Below are 18,539 nucleotides of genomic sequence, written 5' to 3' on the forward strand. Positions count from 1 at the left end.
GCAGCGATCAGAGATCGACGGTCCCGCTGATGACCGTCGTCGACTGCCCGCCGACCCAGATGTGCTCGCCGTCGTCGTCGATGTGGACTCGTCCCGAACGCTGCACGGCGGTGCCCTGCGATGCCACATAGCTCGCGCCCACGCGGCCGTTCGAACGCAGCCACACCGCGATCCCCGCGTTGAGACTGCCGGTGACGGGGTCTTCGCCGACGGCCTCGCCGCCCGCGAGACCGCGCACCTCGAACTCGACGTCCGGGTCGTCGGGGTGCCCGGACTCGTAGCGTCCGAGGAGGCCGACGTCGTGCGGCCCCAGTGCAGCGAGGTCGGGTCTCGCCGAGAGCACCCGTTCCGCGGAGTCGAGTTCGAGCACGAACCACGGCGGACCGTTGTCGATCCATTCCGCGGCGCGGACGTGCTCACGTGAGAGTCCGAGGGACGGAAGAACCTCGTCGACGAGGGCGTCGTCGACCGGACCCGATCGGCGCAGCGGGGGCGCCGCGAAGGCGAGCCGATCGCCGTCACGACGAATCGTGACCAGTCCGACGCCGCACTCCTGAACGACGTTCGCACCGCGCGGCGATCCGCCCGCGGCGAGCCACGCGTGCGCCGACCCGAGCGTCGGGTGTCCCGCGAAAGGGAGTTCGCCACCGGGAGTGAAGATGCGCAGTCGATAGTCGGCGGCGGGGTCGGTCGGAGACTGGATGAACGTCGTCTCGGAAAGATTAGTCCAGCGAGCAAATGCCGCCATATCATCGTCGGAGATCCCGTCTCCATCGACAACGACGGCAACGGGGTTGCCGCGCAACGGTTTCGAGCTGAACACGTCGACCTGGGCGAAACGTCGGGACTGCTGCACTGAAGACATGAACCCATGCTCGCCGCCGCGACCGAGGGTTGTCCAGCGATTTGCGACGACGGATCTCGCGCCGCCGGGCACCGGCGCGACGCGCCGCTGCGCACCTGGGCTCGACGTGTGGTCTGTGCGCATACCGCGCCGTGAACCCCCCAGGCGGGTAGCGTGTCGGACGTGTTGGGTTTGCCAGAACAGATCTCGGTCGCCCTATTCGACCTCGACGGTGTTCTCACGAGTACCGCCGTCCTACATCGCGTTGCGTGGAAAGCCGCCTTCGACGACTTCCTACGTGACCGCGACGGCGACGACTTCGTGCCGTTCACCGAACAGGACTACCTCGACTACGTCGACGGTCGTCCACGGGAGGACGGTGTGCGCGCGTTCTTGTCGTCACGCGGCATCGACGATGTCGATGAGACGACGACCGAGCGAATCGGCTCGGAGAAGAACGCGATGTTCCTGGACAAACTCTCCAGTGACGGCGTGAATCCCTATCCCGGGTCGGTGCGTTATCTGCAGGCCGCCCAGGAAGCCGGGCTACGCATCGCAGTGGTGACATCGTCGAAGAACGGAGAGGCCGTACTCGACGCTGCAGGACTGTCGAAGTACGTGGAAGTGCGTGTCGACGGACAGGAAACGGCCGCACGTGGACTGCGCGGGAAACCCGCGCCCGACTCATTTCTCTTGGGGGCAGAATTGATGGGCGTCGAACCGACGGCAGCAGCCGTCTTCGAGGACGCGATCTCAGGTGTACAGGCAGGCGTGGCAGGCCACTTCGGCTACGTCGTCGGTATCGACCGAGTCGGCGGCACCCAGGCTGAGGCGATGCGCACCACGGGCGCCGACATCGTCGTCAACGATCTCGACGAGCTGATCCCCGCATGAGCCGCACCACAGAACAGACCACCGGATTCGACATCGATCCGTGGCAGTTGCACTGGCGCGGAGTCGATCTCGAGAAGCTCGGTCGAAACGAGACGCTGTTCGCCCTGTCCAACGGCCACATCGGACTGCGTGGGAGCTTCGAAGAGGGTGAGCCGGTCGACCATCCCGGCACCTACCTCAACGGCTTCTATGAACTGCGGGATCTGCCGTACGCCGAAAGCGGCTACGGTTACCCCGAATCCGGCCAGACCGTCGTCAATGTGACCGACGGCAAGATTATTCGCCTCCTCGTCGAGGACGAGCCGATGGATCTGCGATACGGCCGCACCGAAGAACACTCGCAGACACTCGATTTCCGTACCGGAACGCTGCGTCGCAACACTCTCTGGACCTCGCCGACCGGCCGCACGGTGCGTATCAAGTCCGAGCGGCTGGTGTCGTTCACCAAACGCACCATCGCCGCAATCCACTACGAAGTGGAGCCCGTCGGCGAAGACATGAAGATCGTGCTGCAGTCCGATCTGCTCGCCAACGAGCCGGTTCCGGTGCCGGGCAACGATCCCCGACTCGCCGCAGCGCTCGAGTCGCCACTGGTCTCCGACCTCGCGACGTGTCGCAACTACTGGGGCATCCTGGTGCACCACACCAAACAGTCCGGGTTGCACATGGCGGCGGGCATGGATCATCAGATCGACTTCCCCGGTGCGGCAGACAGTTTCATCCGTGCCGACGACGATCTGGCCCGGCTGACCATCGCGGCGAACGTTCCGGAAGGAACGTCGTTGAAGATGACCAAGTACATCGGATACGGGTGGTCGGCGCGACGGTCGGTTCCCGCACTTCGTGCTCAGGTCGACGCCGCCCTCGCCATGGCGATGGAGACCGGCTGGGAATCGTTGAAGGCGATGCAGACCGCCTACATGGACGACTTCTGGCGCGACGCCGACATCGAACTCGACGGCGATCCCGAGGTTCAGCAGGCGGTGCGCTTCGCGCTCTTCCACGTGCTGCAGGCCGGTGCGCGCGGACAGTCACGCGCGATCCCCGCCAAGGGACTCACCGGACCGGGATACGACGGCCACACCTTTTGGGACACCGAGAGTTTCATCCTGCCCATGCTCACCTACACCGTCCCGGCGGCAGCAGGTGAGGAATTGCGTTGGCGCCATTCGACGATGGACAAGGCGAAGTCACGCGCAGCAGAACTCGGACAGCGTGGCGCCATGTTCCCGTGGCGCTCGATCAATGGTGACGAGTGTTCGGGCTACTGGCCTGCCGGTACCGCGGGTGTGCACGTCAGCGCCGACATCGCCAACGCGACCGCACGCTACATGCGCGCCACCGAGGACGAACAGTTCGAAACCGAGTGCGGCGTCGAGCTTCTCGTCGAGATCGCCCGTCTCTTCGCCGGCCTCGGGCATCACGACGTCAACGGACACTTCCGGCTCGACGGTGTGACCGGACCCGACGAGTACACCGCCGTCGTCAACAACAACGTGTTCACCAATCTCGCTGCGCAACTGGCACTTCGCGACGGAGTGGCCTGGGTCCATCGCCGCCCCGATCTCGCGCAGAAGTACGGCGTGACGAATGCTGAAGCGGCGCACTGGGAATCGTGCGCCGACGACATGACGATCCCGTACGACGACGCACTGGGAGTCCACCAGCAGTGCGAGGCGTTCACCCTGCTCGGCGCGTGGGATTTCGCGGCGTCGGTCGGCAAATACCCACTGCTGCTGAACTATCCGTACTACGACCTGTACCGCAAACAGGTGGTCAAGCAGGCCGACCTCGTGTTCGCGATGTACATGTTCGGCCGGGCGTTCACCGAGGAACAGAAGCTCCGCAACTTCGACTACTACTATCCGCTCACCGTTCGCGACTCCTCGCTGTCGGCGTGCTGTGAGGCCGTGACGGCTGCCGAAGTGGGCTATCTCGACCTCAGCTACGACCTCCTCGCCGAATCGGTCTTCACCGATCTTCACGACCTACACAGCAACGTCAGCAGTGGTCTGCACATCGCCGCGCTCGCGGGTGCGTGGATGGACTGCGTCGCGGGATTCGGCGGCATGCGCGACTTCGGTGGCCACATCACGTTTGCGCCCCGGCTCCCACCGCGACTGACCTACATGTCTTTCCGTATGACGGTGCGGGATTCGAAGATCGTCGTCGCCGTCGACAAGAAGACCGCGACGTACCGCCTGCTGTCCGGTCCGAAGATCGATCTCGCGCACCACGGTGAGAAATTCACGCTCACCGCGGAGCACCCGGTGACGCGCGACATCGCAGAGATCGAACATCGCGAGCCGCCGAAGGCACCGGTGGGCTGCGAGCCGTATCATCGAGACTGATTCCCGGGTGGCCGAGCCCGACGCCTCAGTGCGTCGGCTTGGCCTCCGGGTCGGCCTTGATGTTGCGCGCGATGCGCGTCCGCAGTTCTCTCAGAACGTCTTTCGACGCCTCCGCCCACGGCATCAGGATCGGGAAGACGTGGAACATACCGCGACCCTCGTATCCGTACACGCCGACACCGTTGGCCTCGAGTTTCCCGACGAAGTCGCGGATGCCGTCGCGGAACATCTCGTACTCGCCCCAGCAGACGAACGTCGGGGGAAACCAGTCGGGACTCGGTTCGGCGTAGACGATCGACACCCTGACGTCGTTGGGCTGCACGCCGTGCAGGTACGGGGTGACCGGGATGCTCCACGGCAGGATGTCGTACTTGGCGTTCTCGGTCACCGAGGCGTTGTCGAGGTCGAGGTCGATCTCGGGCGAGAACAGCGCAAGCGCCGCCGGCCGAGGCATGCCCTGGTTGTGCAGATAGCTGATCAACGACGTCGCGAGACCACCACCGCCGGAATCTCCCGCAACCATCAGGTGATCGGCGTCGATCCCCCGGTCGAGTAGGCCCTGGTAGACGTCGGCGGCGTCGAGAACTCCTGCGGGAAAGGGGAACTCGGGTGCCATTCGGTAGTCCGGGATGAAGATCTCGAAACCGGTGATCCGAACCAGCGCTGCGGCGAATGCCGAGTACATGATCGGCGTCGTACCGATGTATCCACCACCGTGCAGGTACAGAACAGTTGCCCCGATGGATTCCTTGGTTTCGTCGTCGTCGACGAATTCGTCGCTGCTGGCCTTGGCGCGGCACCAGATTCCCGACACGCCGTTGATCTCGTCTTCGGAGATGTCGACCTTGCCCGCGAGTTCGATGACCGGCGGCAGGACGACGTTGCAGATGTCGTCGAGCGCCTTCTCCATCGAACGGAACTCCTCGATGGGCAGTCCCATCGAATACCCCATGAACGCGCGAATGGTGTTCCTGGTGACGGACTGGCCGACGTTGTCGAGGAATCCGGCAGGCCCCTTCCACGGTTTTGAGAAGGGCACTCGCGCGAGACCGTTCAGCAGACTCTCGCCGAGGCCAACCATCGTCAACGCCGCGACGGGCTTGGATGCGGTCTCCACCTCGGGTCGATCAGCCATCACCATGCGGTCAGAATACGGGACGTGTCACTTCGATCGGCCTCGATGAACGCACGGTCGGCTGTCTCGAGCGCCCAGTCGGCACGATCTGGCGCACAGTCGGCACGATATGGCGCACGGTCGGCGATATCGAGCGCCCAGTCGGCCGTCTCGAGCGCCCAGTCGGCCGTCCCCGAGCGCGCGGTCGACGCGGGGCGCTCGGGCGTCGGGCGACCAAGTATCCTGGCAGGCACTATGCCCACTGATCTGACCAGCACCGACACGCGTACATCACACGGCGCCGGGCGTCCGTACTACATCACGACGGCCATCGCCTACCCCAACGGCGCACCGCACATCGGGCACGCCTACGAGTACATCTCGGCCGACGCACTCGCCCGGTTCAAGCGTCTCGACGGATTCGACGTCCGATTCCTCACCGGAACCGACGTGCACGGGCAGAAGATGCAGCAGACCGCGGAGAAAGAGGGCATCCCGACGGCGGAGCTGGCCAAGCGCAACTCCGATCGCTTCCAGGCTCTCCAGGACCGCCTCGGCTCCAGCTACGAGCGCTTCATCCGAACCTCCGACGACGACCACAAGCGCGCGTCGGAAGTCATCTGGAAGCGCATGGCCGACACGGGCGACATCTACCTCGACACCTATTCGGGCTGGTACGACGTCCGTGACGAGACCTTCTACGCCGAGACCGACACCACGGTCAACGAGGCGGGCGAGCGCGTGGCCTCCGACAACGGGCACGTCCTGACCTGGACCGAGGAACAGACCTACTTCTTCCGACTCTCGGCGTATCAGGATCGACTGCTCGAACTGTACGAATCGCACCCGGAGTTCATCGGACCAGATGTCCGACGCAACGAGGTGGTCAGCTTCGTCAAGGGCGGCCTCACCGACCTGTCGGTCTCGCGCACCACGTTCGACTGGGGCGTCCCGGTGCCCGGGCATCCCGATCACGTCATGTACGTGTGGGTCGACGCGCTGACCAACTACCTCACCGGCGTCGGCTTCCCCGACGACGCCGCCACGTTTGAGCGGTACTGGCCCGCCGATCTGCATGTGATCGGCAAGGACATCATCCGCTTCCACTGCGTCTACTGGCCGGCGTTTCTGATGAGCGCAGGAATCGAACTGCCCAAGCGGGTCTTCGCGCACGGCTTCTTGTTCAACAAGGGCGAGAAGATGAGCAAGTCGCTCGGCAACGTCGTCGATCCGGAGAGCCTCCTCGACGAGTTCGGCCTCGACCAACTCCGCTACTTCCTGCTGCGCGAGGTGCCCTACGGCCAGGACGGCTCGTACTCCGCCGAGAGCATGACCGCACGCGTCAACGCCGACCTCGCCAACGAGTTCGGTAATCTCGCGCAGCGCACGCTGTCGATGATCGGCAAGTACTTCGACGGTGCGGTCCCGACCCCCGGCGCCTACACCGACGCCGACTCCGAGATCCTCGACGCCACAAGCACACTGCTGCCGCGCGTGCGCGACAACTTCGACGTGCAGGCGATCCATCTGGGACTCGAGGCACTGTGGTCAGTGCTGGCGCAGACCAATCGGTACATCTCGGCACAGGAACCGTGGAAGCTCGCGAAGACCGACCTCGAGCGGACGGGCACCGTGCTCTACGTGTGCGCAGAGGTGGTTCGCGTGGTCGCACTGCTGGCGCAGCCGGTCATGCCGACGTCGTGCAACGCGCTGCTCGACCTACTGGCTGTGGGCGACGATCGAGAGTTCACAACCGTCGACGATCGCCTCACGCCCGGAACCCAATTGCCCAAGCCCACAGTGATTTTCCCGCGCCGCGACGCGTGAGCGGTGTGCGGTGACGCGTTGACCCCGACCGCGACGGACCTGCTACGCACGCTGCAGGTGGCGACCGCGCGTCGCGGATCACCGCCTCCCGCAGCCCTTGTGGGCGACTGGTGGGATGCCGACGCGGTCATCGCGCCGTCGATCGAGTTGCGCCCAGGTCTTACACCACCCGATCGTCCCGACCGATTCTGGTTGGGATACTTGGGTTTTCCGGTGCGCGGCGTCGAATCAGCATTGCCGACGATCGCCGGTGGTGAGACCGACCACCTCCTGGTGCTCAAGGATGGGCACTGGCAGCACGTCAGCGCCTCCGGCACCGGGCCGCCCGACTGGGTGCGCGAGGTATTGGCCGATGCCGCAACGGAAGTCGACGACTCGACCCGAGGGTGGTCGACCCGGTGGGAACCGCCAGACCCTCGACCACACCTGGCAGCGATCGAACACTGTCTCGAGGCCATCAGCGCTGGTGAGATCTATCAGGCATGCCTGTGTACCCGATTCACCGGAACACTCACCGGATCTGCGTGCGGGTTCTTCGCAGATCTCGCGTCGCACACCCGACCCGCGAAATCCGCTTTCCTACAGGGCGATTGGGGCGCAGTGGCGAGCTTCTCCCCCGAGACCTTCCTGTCCCGACGTGGCGAGCGTGTGTGGTCGGCGCCCATCAAGGGCACGATCGCCGCGGGCGACGACCCGACGGTGCTCGCGGCGTCGTCGAAGGACATCGCCGAGAACATCATGATCGTCGACCTCGTACGCAACGACCTTGGTCGTGTGGCATGCACCGGGTCTGTGCGCGTCGAGAGGTTGCTCGAGGTCGTCGGCGCGCCGGGCGTGTGGCACCTCGTCTCGCGGGTCGGGGCGCAACTGCCGCCGGAGATCGGCAACGTGGCGTTACTCGATGCCACGTTCCCCCCGGCGTCGGTCACCGGAACACCCAAGCTCAGGGCCATGCAACTGCTGGCCGACTGGGAGCGCGACCCACGCGGGGTGTACTGCGGGGCAGTCGGATTGGCAGGTCCAGGAGGCCTGCTCGACCTCAACGTCGCGATCCGGACAGTCGAGATCGCACCCGACGGCTCGATGGCGCTGGGCGTCGGTGGCGGCATCACCGCCGATTCGGATCCGCGTCGTGAATGGCAGGAATGCCTCGACAAAGCCGCAAGTGTGATCAACGCGCGACCGAGTGTGCTCGGCTAACGTTATCGATATGAATTGGGCCGCGACCGTCCAGCAGGCCGCCGAGATCACCACCGACCTCGCCGATATCCGAGCCTCGATCATCAGTGAATCACTCGGCGCTGACGCGGTCGGCTCGACACAGACTGCGCACCGCTATCCGGACAACTACACGCCGCCGACATCAGTTCTCGAATCGTGGCTGCGCGCCCGCACCCGCGGACACCAACGCGACACTCATCAACCCGAACTGGTCAATGCCGACGAACTCGACCGTCGCCGTGAACAGAGTTCGCTTCGGCACGCGTCGACGGCAGCCCGGGCGATCGTCGAGGCAAGCGCCGACGAATCCGAGCTCGTCTTCGGGATGTTCGACGCCGACGGCGTGATGCTGTGGGGACAAGCGGATTCCCGACTCCGCGACGCGGCGCACGGGTTGCACATCACCGAGGGTGCGCGCTGGGATGAAGAATCGGCCGCAACGACCGTGGTGGGACAGGTACTCGCCGACCCCAGACCGCAGCGCGTCTACCCCGCCGAGCATTACGCGAAGGCACTGGGCGACTGGTACTGCACGGGAGCTCCCGTCCTCGATCGGGTCACCGGCGACGTCGCCGGGGTGATTGCCTTCGGAGGGCAGATGAATGCCGTCCAGCCCGCGACGCTCATGCTTGCAGCGTCTGTCGCCGAGTTCTGCGCCCGCGACGTCTCTGACGAGCACCAGCGCAGACTGAGCACGTTGCGTGAGGTCGGCGGAAAGACGTTGTCCGCCTTCAAGGCTGCGCTACTCGTCGACGACGACGGTCTCGTCGCAGACAGCCGCGGAGTGATCGCCCCGACCAGGATCGCCCCACCGAGCGACGGTGAGCTGCGCTTCGTGACGGGGCTCGGTGTGTGCGTCGCCGAGCGCATCGTCGGCGGCTGGGTGGTACGCCCGGCAGGACCGCCGGGTCCGATTCTCATCGAGCTCGACCTCCGCGGCGAACCGTCGATTCATGTCACCGACGGTCCCGACCACATCACCATCGTCATCACGCGACGTCACGCGCAGATCCTGCTACTGCTTTCCGACGCCGGGCGCGCGGGCCTCACCTCTGCGGAGTTGAGCAAGATGCTGTTCGGCGACGCGACCCACGAGGTGTCGGTGCGGTCCGAGATGTCGCGCCTGCGCCGGGCCGTCGGCACCCTCGTGGCCAGTCGGCCGTACCGGCTTGCCACCGACGTGACGCTGACCGTCGTCCCCGACTGACGGTCGGCTGATTGTCCAGCAGTCCCGGTCAGCTCGGTGACCTGCGACGCTAGTCCGTCTCGGTGCGTGCGGCCAGGACCGCCTCGTAGATGTCGCGCCGCGACACGCCCGTACCCTCGGTGACCTGTGCGCAGGCTTCCTTGAGTCGTAGACCACCCGCGACGAGCTGTTCGGCCTGTTCGACGAGGTCGTCGACGGCCGGTACCCGACGTTCCCCCGGCGCCAGGACGACGGTGATCTCGCCACGGACGCCCTCGGCCGCCCACTGCGCGAGGTCGGCGAGCGGGCCCCGACGGATCTCCTCGTACGTTTTCGTCAGTTCCCGACACACCGCCGCCTCGCGATCGGGTCCGAGAACGTCGACGGCGTCGACGAGGGTGTCGGCGAGGCGGTGGGGCGAATCGAAGAAGACAACGGTGCGCGGCTCGTCGACGAACTGGGTCAGCCAGTCGAGCCGTGCCTGATGTTTGCGTGGCGCGAAACCCTCGAAGCAGAAGCGGTCCGACGGTAGGCCGGAGACCGCCAGCGCAGTGGTCACCGCCGACGGTCCGGGCAGCGCGGTGACTCGCAGACCCGCCGCCGCACATGCTGCGACGATCTTGTGGCCCGGATCGCTGACCGATGGCATGCCGGCATCGGTGACCAGTAGCACTGTGCTTCCGGCGCGGATCGCATCGAGGAGCGCCGGGGTCCGTGCGGCCTCCACCTGGTCGTAGTAGCTGACGACGTTTCCGGTGATCGTCACGTCGAGCGCTTGGGCCAGCGCCCGAGTGCGTCGGGTGTCCTCAGCCGCCACGATGTCGGCGGTCGCGAGGGCATGGCGCAGACGCGACGACGCGTCGTCGACCTGACCCATCGGGGTCGCGGCCAGGACGAGTCGACCGTTGCCCGTGTCGGTGTCGGACGCGTCCGGAGCGGGAATCATGCGAATCACTGTACGAGCGGGACATTACGATGGTCCGGGTGACCATCGTCGACGGACCCATCGCTGCGCCCGCCGCCGATCCGACGCCCGCCCGCGGACGCCTGCTCAAGGTGGCCGCGCTGCGTTCGACGCGGGTCCGACCCGACCCCGAAATCGAGGTGCCGCTCTTCGGCGCACCCGACCGAACGCGGGGCCTGATCGTCGGTCTGATCATCACTCTGGTGGCCACCGCCACCCGCTTCTGGGGGCTGAACCACCCCACAGACCAGGGCACACCGGTCTTCGATGAGAAGCACTACGTTCCGCAGGGCTGGCAGGTGCTGACCGGCGGCAACTGGATCGAGGACAATCCGGCCTACGGACTCGTCGTGCATCCACCGGCCGGCAAGTGGCTGTTGGCCGTCGGCGAGTGGATGTTCGGATACAGTCCGCTCGGTTGGCGGGTCATGTCCGCGGTCGCGGGCGTCGCGATCGTGGTGTTGATCTACCGGGTCGTGCGTCGAATGGCACGGTCGACACTCATCGGAGCGATCGCCGCGGTATTCGCGATATGCGACGGCGTGCTGTTCGTGCAGTCACGCATGGGCATGCTCGACATCTTCCAGTGCCTGTTCGTGGTCGCGGCATTCACCGCGGTCATCTGCGACCGCGACCAGGTACGCGAGCGGATGTTCAACGCCTACCTCGACGGCCGCATCAAAGACTCACAGTTCGGACCTCGCCTGGGCTTCCGGTGGTACCGCTTCACCGCGGGTGTGATGCTCGGACTGACGTGTGCGACGAAGTGGTCGGGCATCTACTACATCATTTTCTTCGGCCTGCTGGTGATCGGATTCGACGTCGCAGCGCGCAAGGCCTATCACGTTCGACGCCCCTGGGCGGGCGCGCTGGTTCGCGACGCCGTACCCGGCGTCGCGAGCCTCGTCGTGATGCCGATCGCCATCTACTTCGCGAGCTTTGTCCCGTGGTTCACGAGCGAGACGTCGGTGTACCGCTACCAGGTCGGCAACACGATCGGGACCGACGGACCGTACGCGTGGGTGCCCGGCGCGTGGCGATCGCTCTTGTACTACGAGGCCGGGGTGCTCAAGTTCCACGCCGGTCTGACGAACTCGGCGGGCAACCACCACCCCTGGGAGTCCAAGCCGTGGACGTGGCCCATGAGCCTGCGCCCCATGCTGTACGCACTGGAGAACGGACCCGACCAATGTGGCGGCGGCCAATGTGTCCGCGCCCAGATGCTGATCGGCTCACCGGCAATGTGGTGGCTGGCGATTCCGATGCTGCTCTGGGGGTTGTGGGCCTTTCTGATCCGACGCGACTGGCGCTACGCCGCGGTGATCGTCGGATACGGCGCGGGCTTTCTGCCATGGTTCGCCGAACTCGACCGCCAGATGTATTTCTTCTACGCGACGGTCCTGGCACCGTTCCTCGTGATGGGCCTGGCTCTGTGTTGTGGCGACACACTGCGCGCGACCAGATCGTCGCCGACCAGACCCCGGCCGGAACGGCAGGTTCTCGGCATCATCGTCGTCGCGATCTACATCGGGCTGGTCGTCGCGAACTTCGCCTGGCTGTGGCCGATCCTGACCGCGAGTCCCATCTCGCCCGAGGAATGGCACCAACAGATCTGGCTGCCGAGCTGGGGCTGACGCGCGGGCGGGGTGGTTTCGACAAGCTCAACCAACGATGGGCGGGGTGGTTTCGACAGGCTCAACCAGCGGCGGGGCGCTCAGCCAGCGGGGTGCTCGTCGCCGCCGACGGCCCGCGTGACCAGGTCGACGATCGTGGCGTCGTCGACTCCCATCGCACGCAGCGCGGCGACGTGGTCGACGGTGGCGCGCTGGGCATCGTCGAGCGTCGTGTTCGATCCGGCTTTGACGAATGTTCCGCGTCGGCCCCTGGTCTCGATGATCCCGGCGGCCTCGAGTTCGCGATAGCTTTTCGCGACCGTGTTGGGGGCGAGGTCGAGGTCGGCGGCTAGTGCGCGCACCGTCGGAAGTCGTTCTCCGACAAGCAGTTGGCCCCGTGTGACGAGGTCGATGACGCCGAGGCGGACCTGTTCGAAGGGTGCGTGATCGGAGTCGTGGTCGATGGCGAGCCGTGCGGCGAGGTCCATCGTCGACCTCAGAGCGGGTCCCGCGACAGCGGACACGACATGCACCGTGGACCGCCACGGCCGGAGCCGAGTTCACGGCCCTCGATCTCGATCACCTCGATACCCGAGTCGACGAGTCTGCGGTTGGTCTCGACGTTGCGGTTGTAGGAGACCACGACGCCCGGTTCGACAGCGAGAGTGTTGTTCCCGTCGTCCCACTGCTCGCGCTCTGCGGTGACCGGGTCGAGGCCGGTGTCGATGACGCGGAGTTTGCCGATGCCCATCGCGTCCGCGGCCGCCTCCACGAACGGGCGTGGCCCGCTCACGTCGACGTCGCCGTCGCCGAGGTCGCGCAACGTGAACGCCGACATGCTGTCGCGGATGTTCGGATACATCACGACGGCATCGGCGTCGACCATGGTGCAGACCGTGTCGAGGTGCATGAATGCGCGCTGCTGCTCGATCGGAACCGCCAGCGCGGTGTGCGCCAGTCCGTCGGCGAACAGGCTGCGCGCCAAGGCTTCTGCGCCGGCGGGGGTGGTGCGTTCACCGACTCCCACGGCGACGACTCCCGGCGCCAGCAGCAGCACGTCGCCTCCTTCGACGGGGGCGACCTGCGATTCGTACGCGCGGCGCGCACCCGTGAACAGCGGGTGGTGCGCGTAGATCAGATCGGTCAGTGAGGTCTCTCGCACGCGGGCGGGCAGAGCGAGCGAGGTGATCGCGAATCGAGGCCCGATCCAGAACGAACTGTCGCGGGTGAACAGCAGATTGGGCAGCGGCGCTATGGCGAACTCCGGCCCGACGTGCATGCGACGCACCAGCGACGCCGACTCCGCCGCCGGGGTCAACGGCAACTCGTCAAAGGTCATGCCGGCGGTCAACACGTCGGCGAGTTGTGGTGCGGGCAGGCCGCGCAGGTACCCGGCCAGTTCTTCGGCAAGGTGCGGTCCGAGTAGTCGGGAGTTCACTGCTGCTGCGATTCCCTGGATTCGCGCGGCGCCGCTGTGGTCGAGCGTCTCGGTGAGCAGATCGCCGAGGAGAAAGACGTCGACGCCGCGCGCGGTGAGTGCGGCCGCGAACTCGTCGTGCTCCTCTTGAGCGCGGGCGACCCAGGGCAATCCGTCGAACAGCAGTTGGTCGCTGTTGCGCGGGGTGAGGCGCAGCAGTTCGTCGCCGGGACGGTGCAGCATCACCGCGCGTAGTCGGCCGACCTCCGTGTTGGAGCCGAGTGTGTAGTCACCGCTGGCAGTCGACGCAGGCATGGATCAAATCTAGTCGCCGAGTGCCGCGCATGCTCGACGCCGAACATCAGGGTGCGTCGGGATCGGACTGCTGCGTCGGATGCAGTCGCGGGACGGCACCGACAACTTCGGGAGCCGACTCGCGGGCGAACAGCCATGCGACGAACGCAACGGCTGCCACCGCTCCGGTCAGCACGAATGCCGGGCCGAATCCGACAGCTCCAGCAACGAACCCGACGATCAGTGGACCGGTGACCGCACCGAGATCCGACGACATGCTGTAGGCCGCCAGCGCCGAACCACCCTGCCGTCTGGCGCCGAGAACGTCGGCGAGCGCGGCCTGATGCGTCGGGGCGAACAATCCCGATCCGACACCGGCGAACAGCGAGAGCACCAGCGCGAAGACGATATTCGGCGAAAACCCGAGCAGGGCTGTCGAGATCGCCATGATGGCGAGGCCGGGAAGCATCACCGGTCGACGACCGAGCCTGTCGGACATCCTTCCCGCGACCAGGATCGCGGCGACGTTACCGGCCGCGTACACGGCGAGGACCACACCGGTCATGGCGGCCGACTCGTCGAGTCCCTCGGTGATGAACAGCGGCACCACCGCGACGCGCACACCCATCGACGCCCAACCCTGCGTGAAGTTCGACGCGATGATCGCGCGGTAGGCGCTGTCGTGCAACGCGGTTCGCAGCGACATCGCACCTCGTTGCGGAACGTCGGAGACCTCGGGCGCTGCGGTGTCGCGCAGTTGCGTTGCGACGACCGCCGACGCGATCAACAGTGCGACGGCGTACACCACGAACGGCATGCGCAATCCGAACCCGACCAGCGCGCTGCCGATCAGTGGGCCGGTGATGTTGCCGATCAGGAAGCCCGCGGAGAAGAACCCCGAGACCTTGCCGCGGATCTCGTTGGGCGACAACCTGATCAGCAGTGCCATCGCCGACACCGTGAACATCGTCGAACCGATACCACCAGCACCGCGGAACAGCAGGAGCTGAATGTAGTTCTGCGCGAATGCACATGCCAATGTGCTCGCCGCGACGATCAGCAGACCGGTCAGGTAGATGCGTCGTTCGCCGAGGACCGTCACCAGGCGTCCGGTGGCGGGCGCGAAGACCAGTCGCATCACCGCGAACGCCGACACCACTGCCGACACAGCGGTGTAGCCGACGTCGAAACTGCGCGCGAAGGTCGGGAGTGCGGGCGCGATCAGACCGAAGCCGAGCGCGATGACCACGTTGGCAGCCAGCAGCACCCAGATCCCGCGAGGAATCTGCTTCACTCAGATCACGGCTCCTCCGGAAGCTTGTCGAGCGCTTCGGCGGTCAGTGCGCGACCCAGCTCGATCATCTCCGTGGCCTTGTGAAAATCCAACGTGCGCACGGCTTTACGTGGCACCCGAATCAGAATGTCCGGCGGGTATCCCGCGATCTGGTAGCGGGTCAGCGCGATCGACATGATGTCGAGAGAGCGCAGCAGGATCTCGATCCTGCCCATCGGAGCCGCTTTGGCACCGTCGTCGACCTCGCTCGCCGTTGACAGCGTCTCGACGTCGTCGGATCCGTCCGACAAGGCGGGCGCGTCCTCGTCGCGAGCGTCGTGGCTCCCGGAATCGTCGGCCTCGACGCCGAACCGTTCGCGAACCGAGCGCACCCAGTCGTTTTCCAACAACGGGGTGATGTTGCGGCGGATCACGCCCTTGGTCTTGGGTGCTCGACTCGCGCCGTGTTCTGCGCCCTCGTCGGCGTCGAGCACCACGCCGATCGTCACGTCGCTGCTGACCGCCGACGTCGGCGCGACGGGCAGTGGGTCGAGGATGCCGCCGTCTGCGAGGAGTCGGCCGTCGACCTCGTGGGGCCGGATCACACCGGGGATCGCGATCGACGCCCGGATGGCGTCGACGAGGCTGCCCTTCTGGAACCACACCGGTCGACCTGCGGCGAGGTCGGTGGCGACCGCGGTGAACGGGATCTCGAGGTCTTCGATCACGGTGTCGCCAAGGATCTCCCGGACCCGCGCCAGGATGCGCTCAGCGCCGATCATCCCGCCCGGCTTGGACAGCGAGACGTCGAGCAGACGCATCACGTCGAGCTGCGACAAACCGCTGATCCAGTCGACGTAGTCGTCGAGACGCCCGGCACAGTAGAGCCCGCCGACCAGCGCACCCATCGATGATCCGGCGACGCTGACGATCTCGTACCCGCGGGCGTCGAGTTCGGTGACGACGCCGATGTGTGCGTAACCGCGAGCTCCCCCGCTACCCAGAGCGAGGGCCACGCGAGACGGTCGGGCCATGATGCTCAGCCTAACGATGACGTCCGACGCCGCACGCGTCAGTCGATCGGAAGCCGCCTCGGACCCGGACCCTGCCGGTTCAACTCATCGCCAGGGTTGAGCAGGTGGCACGCACCCAACGAGAGGCAACCGCATCCGACGCACGATCCGATCATGTCGCGCATCGTCTCGAGCAGGTCGATGCGGTGATTGATGTCGGCGATCCACCGCTGCGACGCCGCCTCCCACATCGCCCGCGACGGCGACTCGTGATCGCCGAGCTCGGTGAACACCTCACCGATCACCGCAAGCGGTATCCCCGCAGCCTGGGAGGCGCGGATGAACGCGACCCTCCGCAGCATCGCGCGGTGGTAGCGCCGCTGATTACCCGACGTGCGCCGCGAGAAGATCAGCCCCTGGTCTTCGTAGAACCGCACGGCCGACGGCGCGATGCCCGCGCGCTGCGCCAGCTCACCGACGGACAATTCGATCTTCTTCAGGCCCATACAACGACAATAGGCGACTTCAAGTGAACTTGAAGTCGCCTTGCCCGCTGATCGAGCTTGCCCACCGCTGATCGAGCTGCCCACCGCTGATCGAGCTTGCCCACCGCTGATCGAGCTTGCCCACCGCCGATCGAGCCGCCCACCGCTGATCGAGCTTGCCCACCGCTGATCGAGCTTGTCGAGATCACTCACCCGAGCTCGCCGACCCGCCAGACCTAAACGTGTGTCCTATCGATAGATGTGGGTGCTGCAGCACCCAACTCCTTCGATTGGACACACATTTAGGGTGCGGCTCTCCGGTGGCCCAGCCCGGTCAGCTCCGGACGACCATCACGGGGGCGTTGGCCTCCCGCAGCACCTTCTGGCTCGTCGATCCCAGGAGCAGGCCGGTGAAGCCTCCGCGACCACGGCTGCCGACCACGATCAGCGACGCCTTGTCGCCTGCGGCGTCGAGCACGGCCTTGGCCGGGTCCTCGGGGATGACCTTCCGCTCGATCGTGACGTCGGGGAAGTCGGAGGCGAAGCCTGCCAGCCGCTCGGCGAGTGCCTCGACGGCATCCTGCGACATACGGGTGACCTCGTCGGGATCGATTCCGTAGCCGTGCAGGGCGTCGACGTCGAGCGGGGTCCAGGTATGCACCGCGACGAGCGACACATTGCGCAGTGACGCCTGCCGGAATGCCTCCTTGATGGCGGCCTCGCTCACGGGCGAGTCGTCGATGCCGACGACGACAGGTCCGTCGGTGTTGCCCTCGCCGTCGATCACGACGACGCGGCCGTGGTGGTGTGCGGCAACCGTGATGCTCACGGAACCGAGGAAGAGTCCCTTCACGCTGCCGAGCTTGCGTGTTCCGACGACGATCAGAGCAGCATCCTTGCCGAGCTCGAGCAGCACACGCGCAGCGTCACCGTCGACGATCGACGTATGGATGGTGATGTCGGGCGCAACTTCCTTGGCTGCGGCAGCAGCGCTCTGCACCGCATCGGTGGCGTCCTGCCGGATCGCATCGATCACGTCCTGCGGGATGATGAGCCCAGGCGCGTAGTCGCTCGTGCTCGCGTCGTAGACCCCGACCAGCTTGAGGTCGAGGTGCTCGAGTTCTGCTTCCTTGGCTGCCCAACGGACTGCTGCCGTTGCCGCTTCAGAACCGTCGACGCCGACGAGAATCGCATTCATCTGTTTTCCAACTCCTCACAACTGTCTGCTCAGTAACCCTCACCATCCATCGTGCCCGCCGACGGTTGCGAGGGCAATGGAACAAGGTCCCGAAGGTGCAGGCAGCGACTGCCGCAATGGCCGACAGATGTACGGTGAATGAACCGCCGCCTACATCCCGAACAGCCGCACCCTTCACCCGAACCGATTGGTGGTGACCCAAAAATGACTGGGCCGCAAGATAATTCGCACAGCGATCACACCGGTCGCACCGATGGCGAAGCAACCGGCAGCCCGTCACCGTCTGAGCCGAGCGAGTTCCGTCGCGCAATGACGTCGGTCGTGATCACGGTGTTCTTCACGGTCGCCATCGTGCTGGTCGCGGCCGCATCGTCTGGCGGCCTGCAGACGCTCCTGCTCATCGTCGCCCCGATCGTCGTACTGATCGCAGCGCTCACGACAGCGGTACGCACGTACCGGGTCTGGCGCGCAGGCGGCCGCTGGCAGATCTGGCAGGGCGCAATGTGGTTCGAGTTCGCCTTCTTCGTCATCGTGCTGTTCAGCACGGCACCGCTGCTGCTGGTGGATTGACACTCACCCACCAGTTCGGCACGATCCCTACCCCGCCACCGGAGTGGTGGCGGGGTGCAGATGGGTTGCGACACAACCAGATTCGACGTTGCGCCCGATTCGTTGGGCGGGCAGGCCAGCCAGGTTGGCGTGTCGTACTGGTCGCCGCGCCGGTTAGGCGGCGTCGGCCAGCGGTGGGCCGAGGCTGTCTGGCGGGTCGACGCCGTGGGGTGTGATGGGGCCGGCTGGTGGGGCCGGGCCCGTTGATGGGTTGGGGCTGTCTCTTATACACATCT

Annotated in this window: 17 protein-coding genes; 7 read left to right on the forward strand and 10 right to left on the reverse strand. The window is 65.9% G+C overall.

The window, feature by feature from the left end; translation table 11 throughout:
- Nucleotides 1–7: 7 nt before the first annotated feature.
- Nucleotides 8–865: a PhzF family phenazine biosynthesis protein gene (locus tag A5785_RS22025; protein WP_049698111.1), complete on the reverse strand. Its 858-nt coding sequence runs from the start codon at nucleotides 863–865 to the stop codon at nucleotides 8–10.
- A gap of 162 nt (nucleotides 866–1,027) precedes the next feature.
- Between A5785_RS22025 and A5785_RS22030 the strand changes: the two genes are divergently transcribed.
- Both A5785_RS22030 and A5785_RS22035 read left to right on the forward strand, forming a co-directional pair.
- Entirely contained in the window at nucleotides 1,028–1,738 is a 711-nt protein-coding gene (locus A5785_RS22030) for an HAD family hydrolase (protein WP_049698110.1), read from the forward strand.
- Nucleotides 1,735–4,089, forward strand: a complete 2,355-nt coding sequence (locus tag A5785_RS22035; protein WP_049697972.1) for a glycoside hydrolase family 65 protein — start codon at nucleotides 1,735–1,737, stop codon at nucleotides 4,087–4,089. The genes A5785_RS22030 and A5785_RS22035 overlap by 4 nt, the downstream gene beginning before the upstream one ends.
- Nucleotides 4,090–4,114: 25 nt before the next feature.
- On the opposite strand, the gene A5785_RS22040 is transcribed toward A5785_RS22035, so the two are convergent.
- Nucleotides 4,115–5,230 carry an alpha/beta hydrolase gene (locus A5785_RS22040; RefSeq protein ID WP_049697971.1) on the reverse strand — a complete coding sequence of 372 codons (1,116 nt, stop codon included), beginning with the start codon at nucleotides 5,228–5,230 and terminating at the stop codon, nucleotides 4,115–4,117.
- Nucleotides 5,231–5,458: 228 nt separating this feature from the next.
- Between A5785_RS22040 and metG the strand changes: the two genes are divergently transcribed.
- Genes metG through A5785_RS22060 form a run of 3 tightly spaced genes read left to right on the forward strand, consistent with a single transcriptional unit; the run spans nucleotide 5,459 to nucleotide 9,458 of the window.
- Entirely contained in the window at nucleotides 5,459–7,030 is a 1,572-nt protein-coding gene (gene metG, locus A5785_RS22050) for a methionine--tRNA ligase (RefSeq protein ID WP_049697969.1), read from the forward strand.
- 18 nt (nucleotides 7,031–7,048) lie between these two features.
- The gene (locus tag A5785_RS22055; RefSeq protein ID WP_049698109.1) at nucleotides 7,049–8,230 is read left to right on the forward strand and encodes an aminodeoxychorismate synthase component I; all 1,182 of its coding nucleotides are present in this window, start codon (nucleotides 7,049–7,051) and stop codon (nucleotides 8,228–8,230) included.
- A 10-nt stretch (nucleotides 8,231–8,240) separates the two neighbouring features.
- On the forward strand, nucleotides 8,241–9,458 hold the full coding sequence (locus tag A5785_RS22060) for a GAF domain-containing protein (RefSeq protein WP_049697968.1): 1,218 nt from the start codon (nucleotides 8,241–8,243) through the stop codon (nucleotides 9,456–9,458).
- Nucleotides 9,459–9,507: 49 nt separating this feature from the next.
- Here A5785_RS22060 and rsmI read toward each other — a convergent pair whose 3' ends face one another.
- Nucleotides 9,508–10,383 carry a 16S rRNA (cytidine(1402)-2'-O)-methyltransferase gene (rsmI, locus tag A5785_RS22065; RefSeq protein WP_049697967.1) on the reverse strand — a complete coding sequence of 292 codons (876 nt, stop codon included), beginning with the start codon at nucleotides 10,381–10,383 and terminating at the stop codon, nucleotides 9,508–9,510.
- Between the two features lie 29 nt (nucleotides 10,384–10,412).
- On the opposite strand from rsmI, the gene A5785_RS22070 reads away from it, so the two are divergent.
- Nucleotides 10,413–12,035, forward strand: a complete 1,623-nt coding sequence (locus A5785_RS22070; RefSeq protein ID WP_082946632.1) for a dolichyl-phosphate-mannose--protein mannosyltransferase — start codon at nucleotides 10,413–10,415, stop codon at nucleotides 12,033–12,035.
- Between the two features lie 80 nt (nucleotides 12,036–12,115).
- On the opposite strand, the gene A5785_RS22075 is transcribed toward A5785_RS22070, so the two are convergent.
- The 7 genes from A5785_RS22075 to A5785_RS22100 all read right to left on the reverse strand — a co-directional run bounded on the left by A5785_RS22075 (nucleotide 12,116) and on the right by A5785_RS22100 (nucleotide 17,694).
- Nucleotides 12,116–12,502 carry a GntR family transcriptional regulator gene (locus tag A5785_RS22075; protein WP_049697966.1) on the reverse strand — a complete coding sequence of 129 codons (387 nt, stop codon included), beginning with the start codon at nucleotides 12,500–12,502 and terminating at the stop codon, nucleotides 12,116–12,118.
- Between the two features lie 8 nt (nucleotides 12,503–12,510).
- The gene (locus A5785_RS22080) at nucleotides 12,511–13,746 is read right to left on the reverse strand and encodes an arginine deiminase (protein ID WP_049697965.1); all 1,236 of its coding nucleotides are present in this window, start codon (nucleotides 13,744–13,746) and stop codon (nucleotides 12,511–12,513) included.
- Nucleotides 13,747–13,792: 46 nt separating this feature from the next.
- Nucleotides 13,793–15,019, reverse strand: coding sequence for an MFS transporter (locus A5785_RS22085; protein WP_049697964.1), 1,227 nt, complete (start codon nucleotides 15,017–15,019; stop codon nucleotides 13,793–13,795).
- A gap of 5 nt (nucleotides 15,020–15,024) precedes the next feature.
- Nucleotides 15,025–16,032: a patatin-like phospholipase family protein gene (locus A5785_RS22090; protein ID WP_049697963.1), complete on the reverse strand. Its 1,008-nt coding sequence runs from the start codon at nucleotides 16,030–16,032 to the stop codon at nucleotides 15,025–15,027.
- A gap of 38 nt (nucleotides 16,033–16,070) precedes the next feature.
- On the reverse strand, nucleotides 16,071–16,517 hold the full coding sequence (soxR, locus tag A5785_RS22095; protein ID WP_049697962.1) for a redox-sensitive transcriptional activator SoxR: 447 nt from the start codon (nucleotides 16,515–16,517) through the stop codon (nucleotides 16,071–16,073).
- 19 nt (nucleotides 16,518–16,536) lie between these two features.
- On the reverse strand, nucleotides 16,537–16,680 hold the full coding sequence (locus A5785_RS23400; protein ID WP_156528179.1) for a hypothetical protein: 144 nt from the start codon (nucleotides 16,678–16,680) through the stop codon (nucleotides 16,537–16,539).
- A 150-nt stretch (nucleotides 16,681–16,830) separates the two neighbouring features.
- Nucleotides 16,831–17,694, reverse strand: coding sequence for a universal stress protein (locus A5785_RS22100; protein ID WP_049697961.1), 864 nt, complete (start codon nucleotides 17,692–17,694; stop codon nucleotides 16,831–16,833).
- Nucleotides 17,695–18,003: 309 nt separating this feature from the next.
- Between A5785_RS22100 and A5785_RS23855 the strand changes: the two genes are divergently transcribed.
- Nucleotides 18,004–18,264 (forward strand): hypothetical protein, encoded by a 261-nt coding sequence (locus tag A5785_RS23855; protein WP_049697960.1) that lies wholly within the window; start codon nucleotides 18,004–18,006, stop codon nucleotides 18,262–18,264.
- The last annotated feature ends 275 nt before the right edge of the window (nucleotides 18,265–18,539 follow it).

The sequence above is a fragment of the Gordonia sp. 852002-50395_SCH5434458 genome, assembly GCF_001665905.1.
Classification (GTDB): domain Bacteria; phylum Actinomycetota; class Actinomycetes; order Mycobacteriales; family Mycobacteriaceae; genus Gordonia; species Gordonia jacobaea.

Bases quoted from the DNA above. Each gene is read 5' to 3' on its own strand.
- rsmI (WP_049697967.1), bottom strand. From the start codon at position 10,383: ATGATTCCCGCTCCGGACGCGTCCGACACCGACACGGGCAACGGTCGA.
- A5785_RS22080 (WP_049697965.1), bottom strand. From the start codon at position 13,746: ATGCCTGCGTCGACTGCCAGCGGTGACTACACACTCGGCTCCAACACG.
- metG (WP_049697969.1), top strand. From the start codon at position 5,459: ATGCCCACTGATCTGACCAGCACCGACACGCGTACATCACACGGCGCC.
- soxR (WP_049697962.1), bottom strand. From the start codon at position 16,517: ATGGGCCTGAAGAAGATCGAATTGTCCGTCGGTGAGCTGGCGCAGCGC.
- A5785_RS22075 (WP_049697966.1), bottom strand. From the start codon at position 12,502: ATGGACCTCGCCGCACGGCTCGCCATCGACCACGACTCCGATCACGCA.
- A5785_RS22060 (WP_049697968.1), top strand. From the start codon at position 8,241: ATGAATTGGGCCGCGACCGTCCAGCAGGCCGCCGAGATCACCACCGAC.
- A5785_RS22100 (WP_049697961.1), bottom strand. From the start codon at position 17,694: ATGAATGCGATTCTCGTCGGCGTCGACGGTTCTGAAGCGGCAACGGCA.
- A5785_RS22090 (WP_049697963.1), bottom strand. From the start codon at position 16,032: ATGGCCCGACCGTCTCGCGTGGCCCTCGCTCTGGGTAGCGGGGGAGCT.
- A5785_RS22070 (WP_082946632.1), top strand. From the start codon at position 10,413: ATGGTCCGGGTGACCATCGTCGACGGACCCATCGCTGCGCCCGCCGCC.
- A5785_RS23855 (WP_049697960.1), top strand. From the start codon at position 18,004: ATGACGTCGGTCGTGATCACGGTGTTCTTCACGGTCGCCATCGTGCTG.
- A5785_RS22025 (WP_049698111.1), bottom strand. From the start codon at position 865: ATGTCTTCAGTGCAGCAGTCCCGACGTTTCGCCCAGGTCGACGTGTTC.
- A5785_RS22035 (WP_049697972.1), top strand. From the start codon at position 1,735: ATGAGCCGCACCACAGAACAGACCACCGGATTCGACATCGATCCGTGG.
- A5785_RS22040 (WP_049697971.1), bottom strand. From the start codon at position 5,230: ATGGTGATGGCTGATCGACCCGAGGTGGAGACCGCATCCAAGCCCGTC.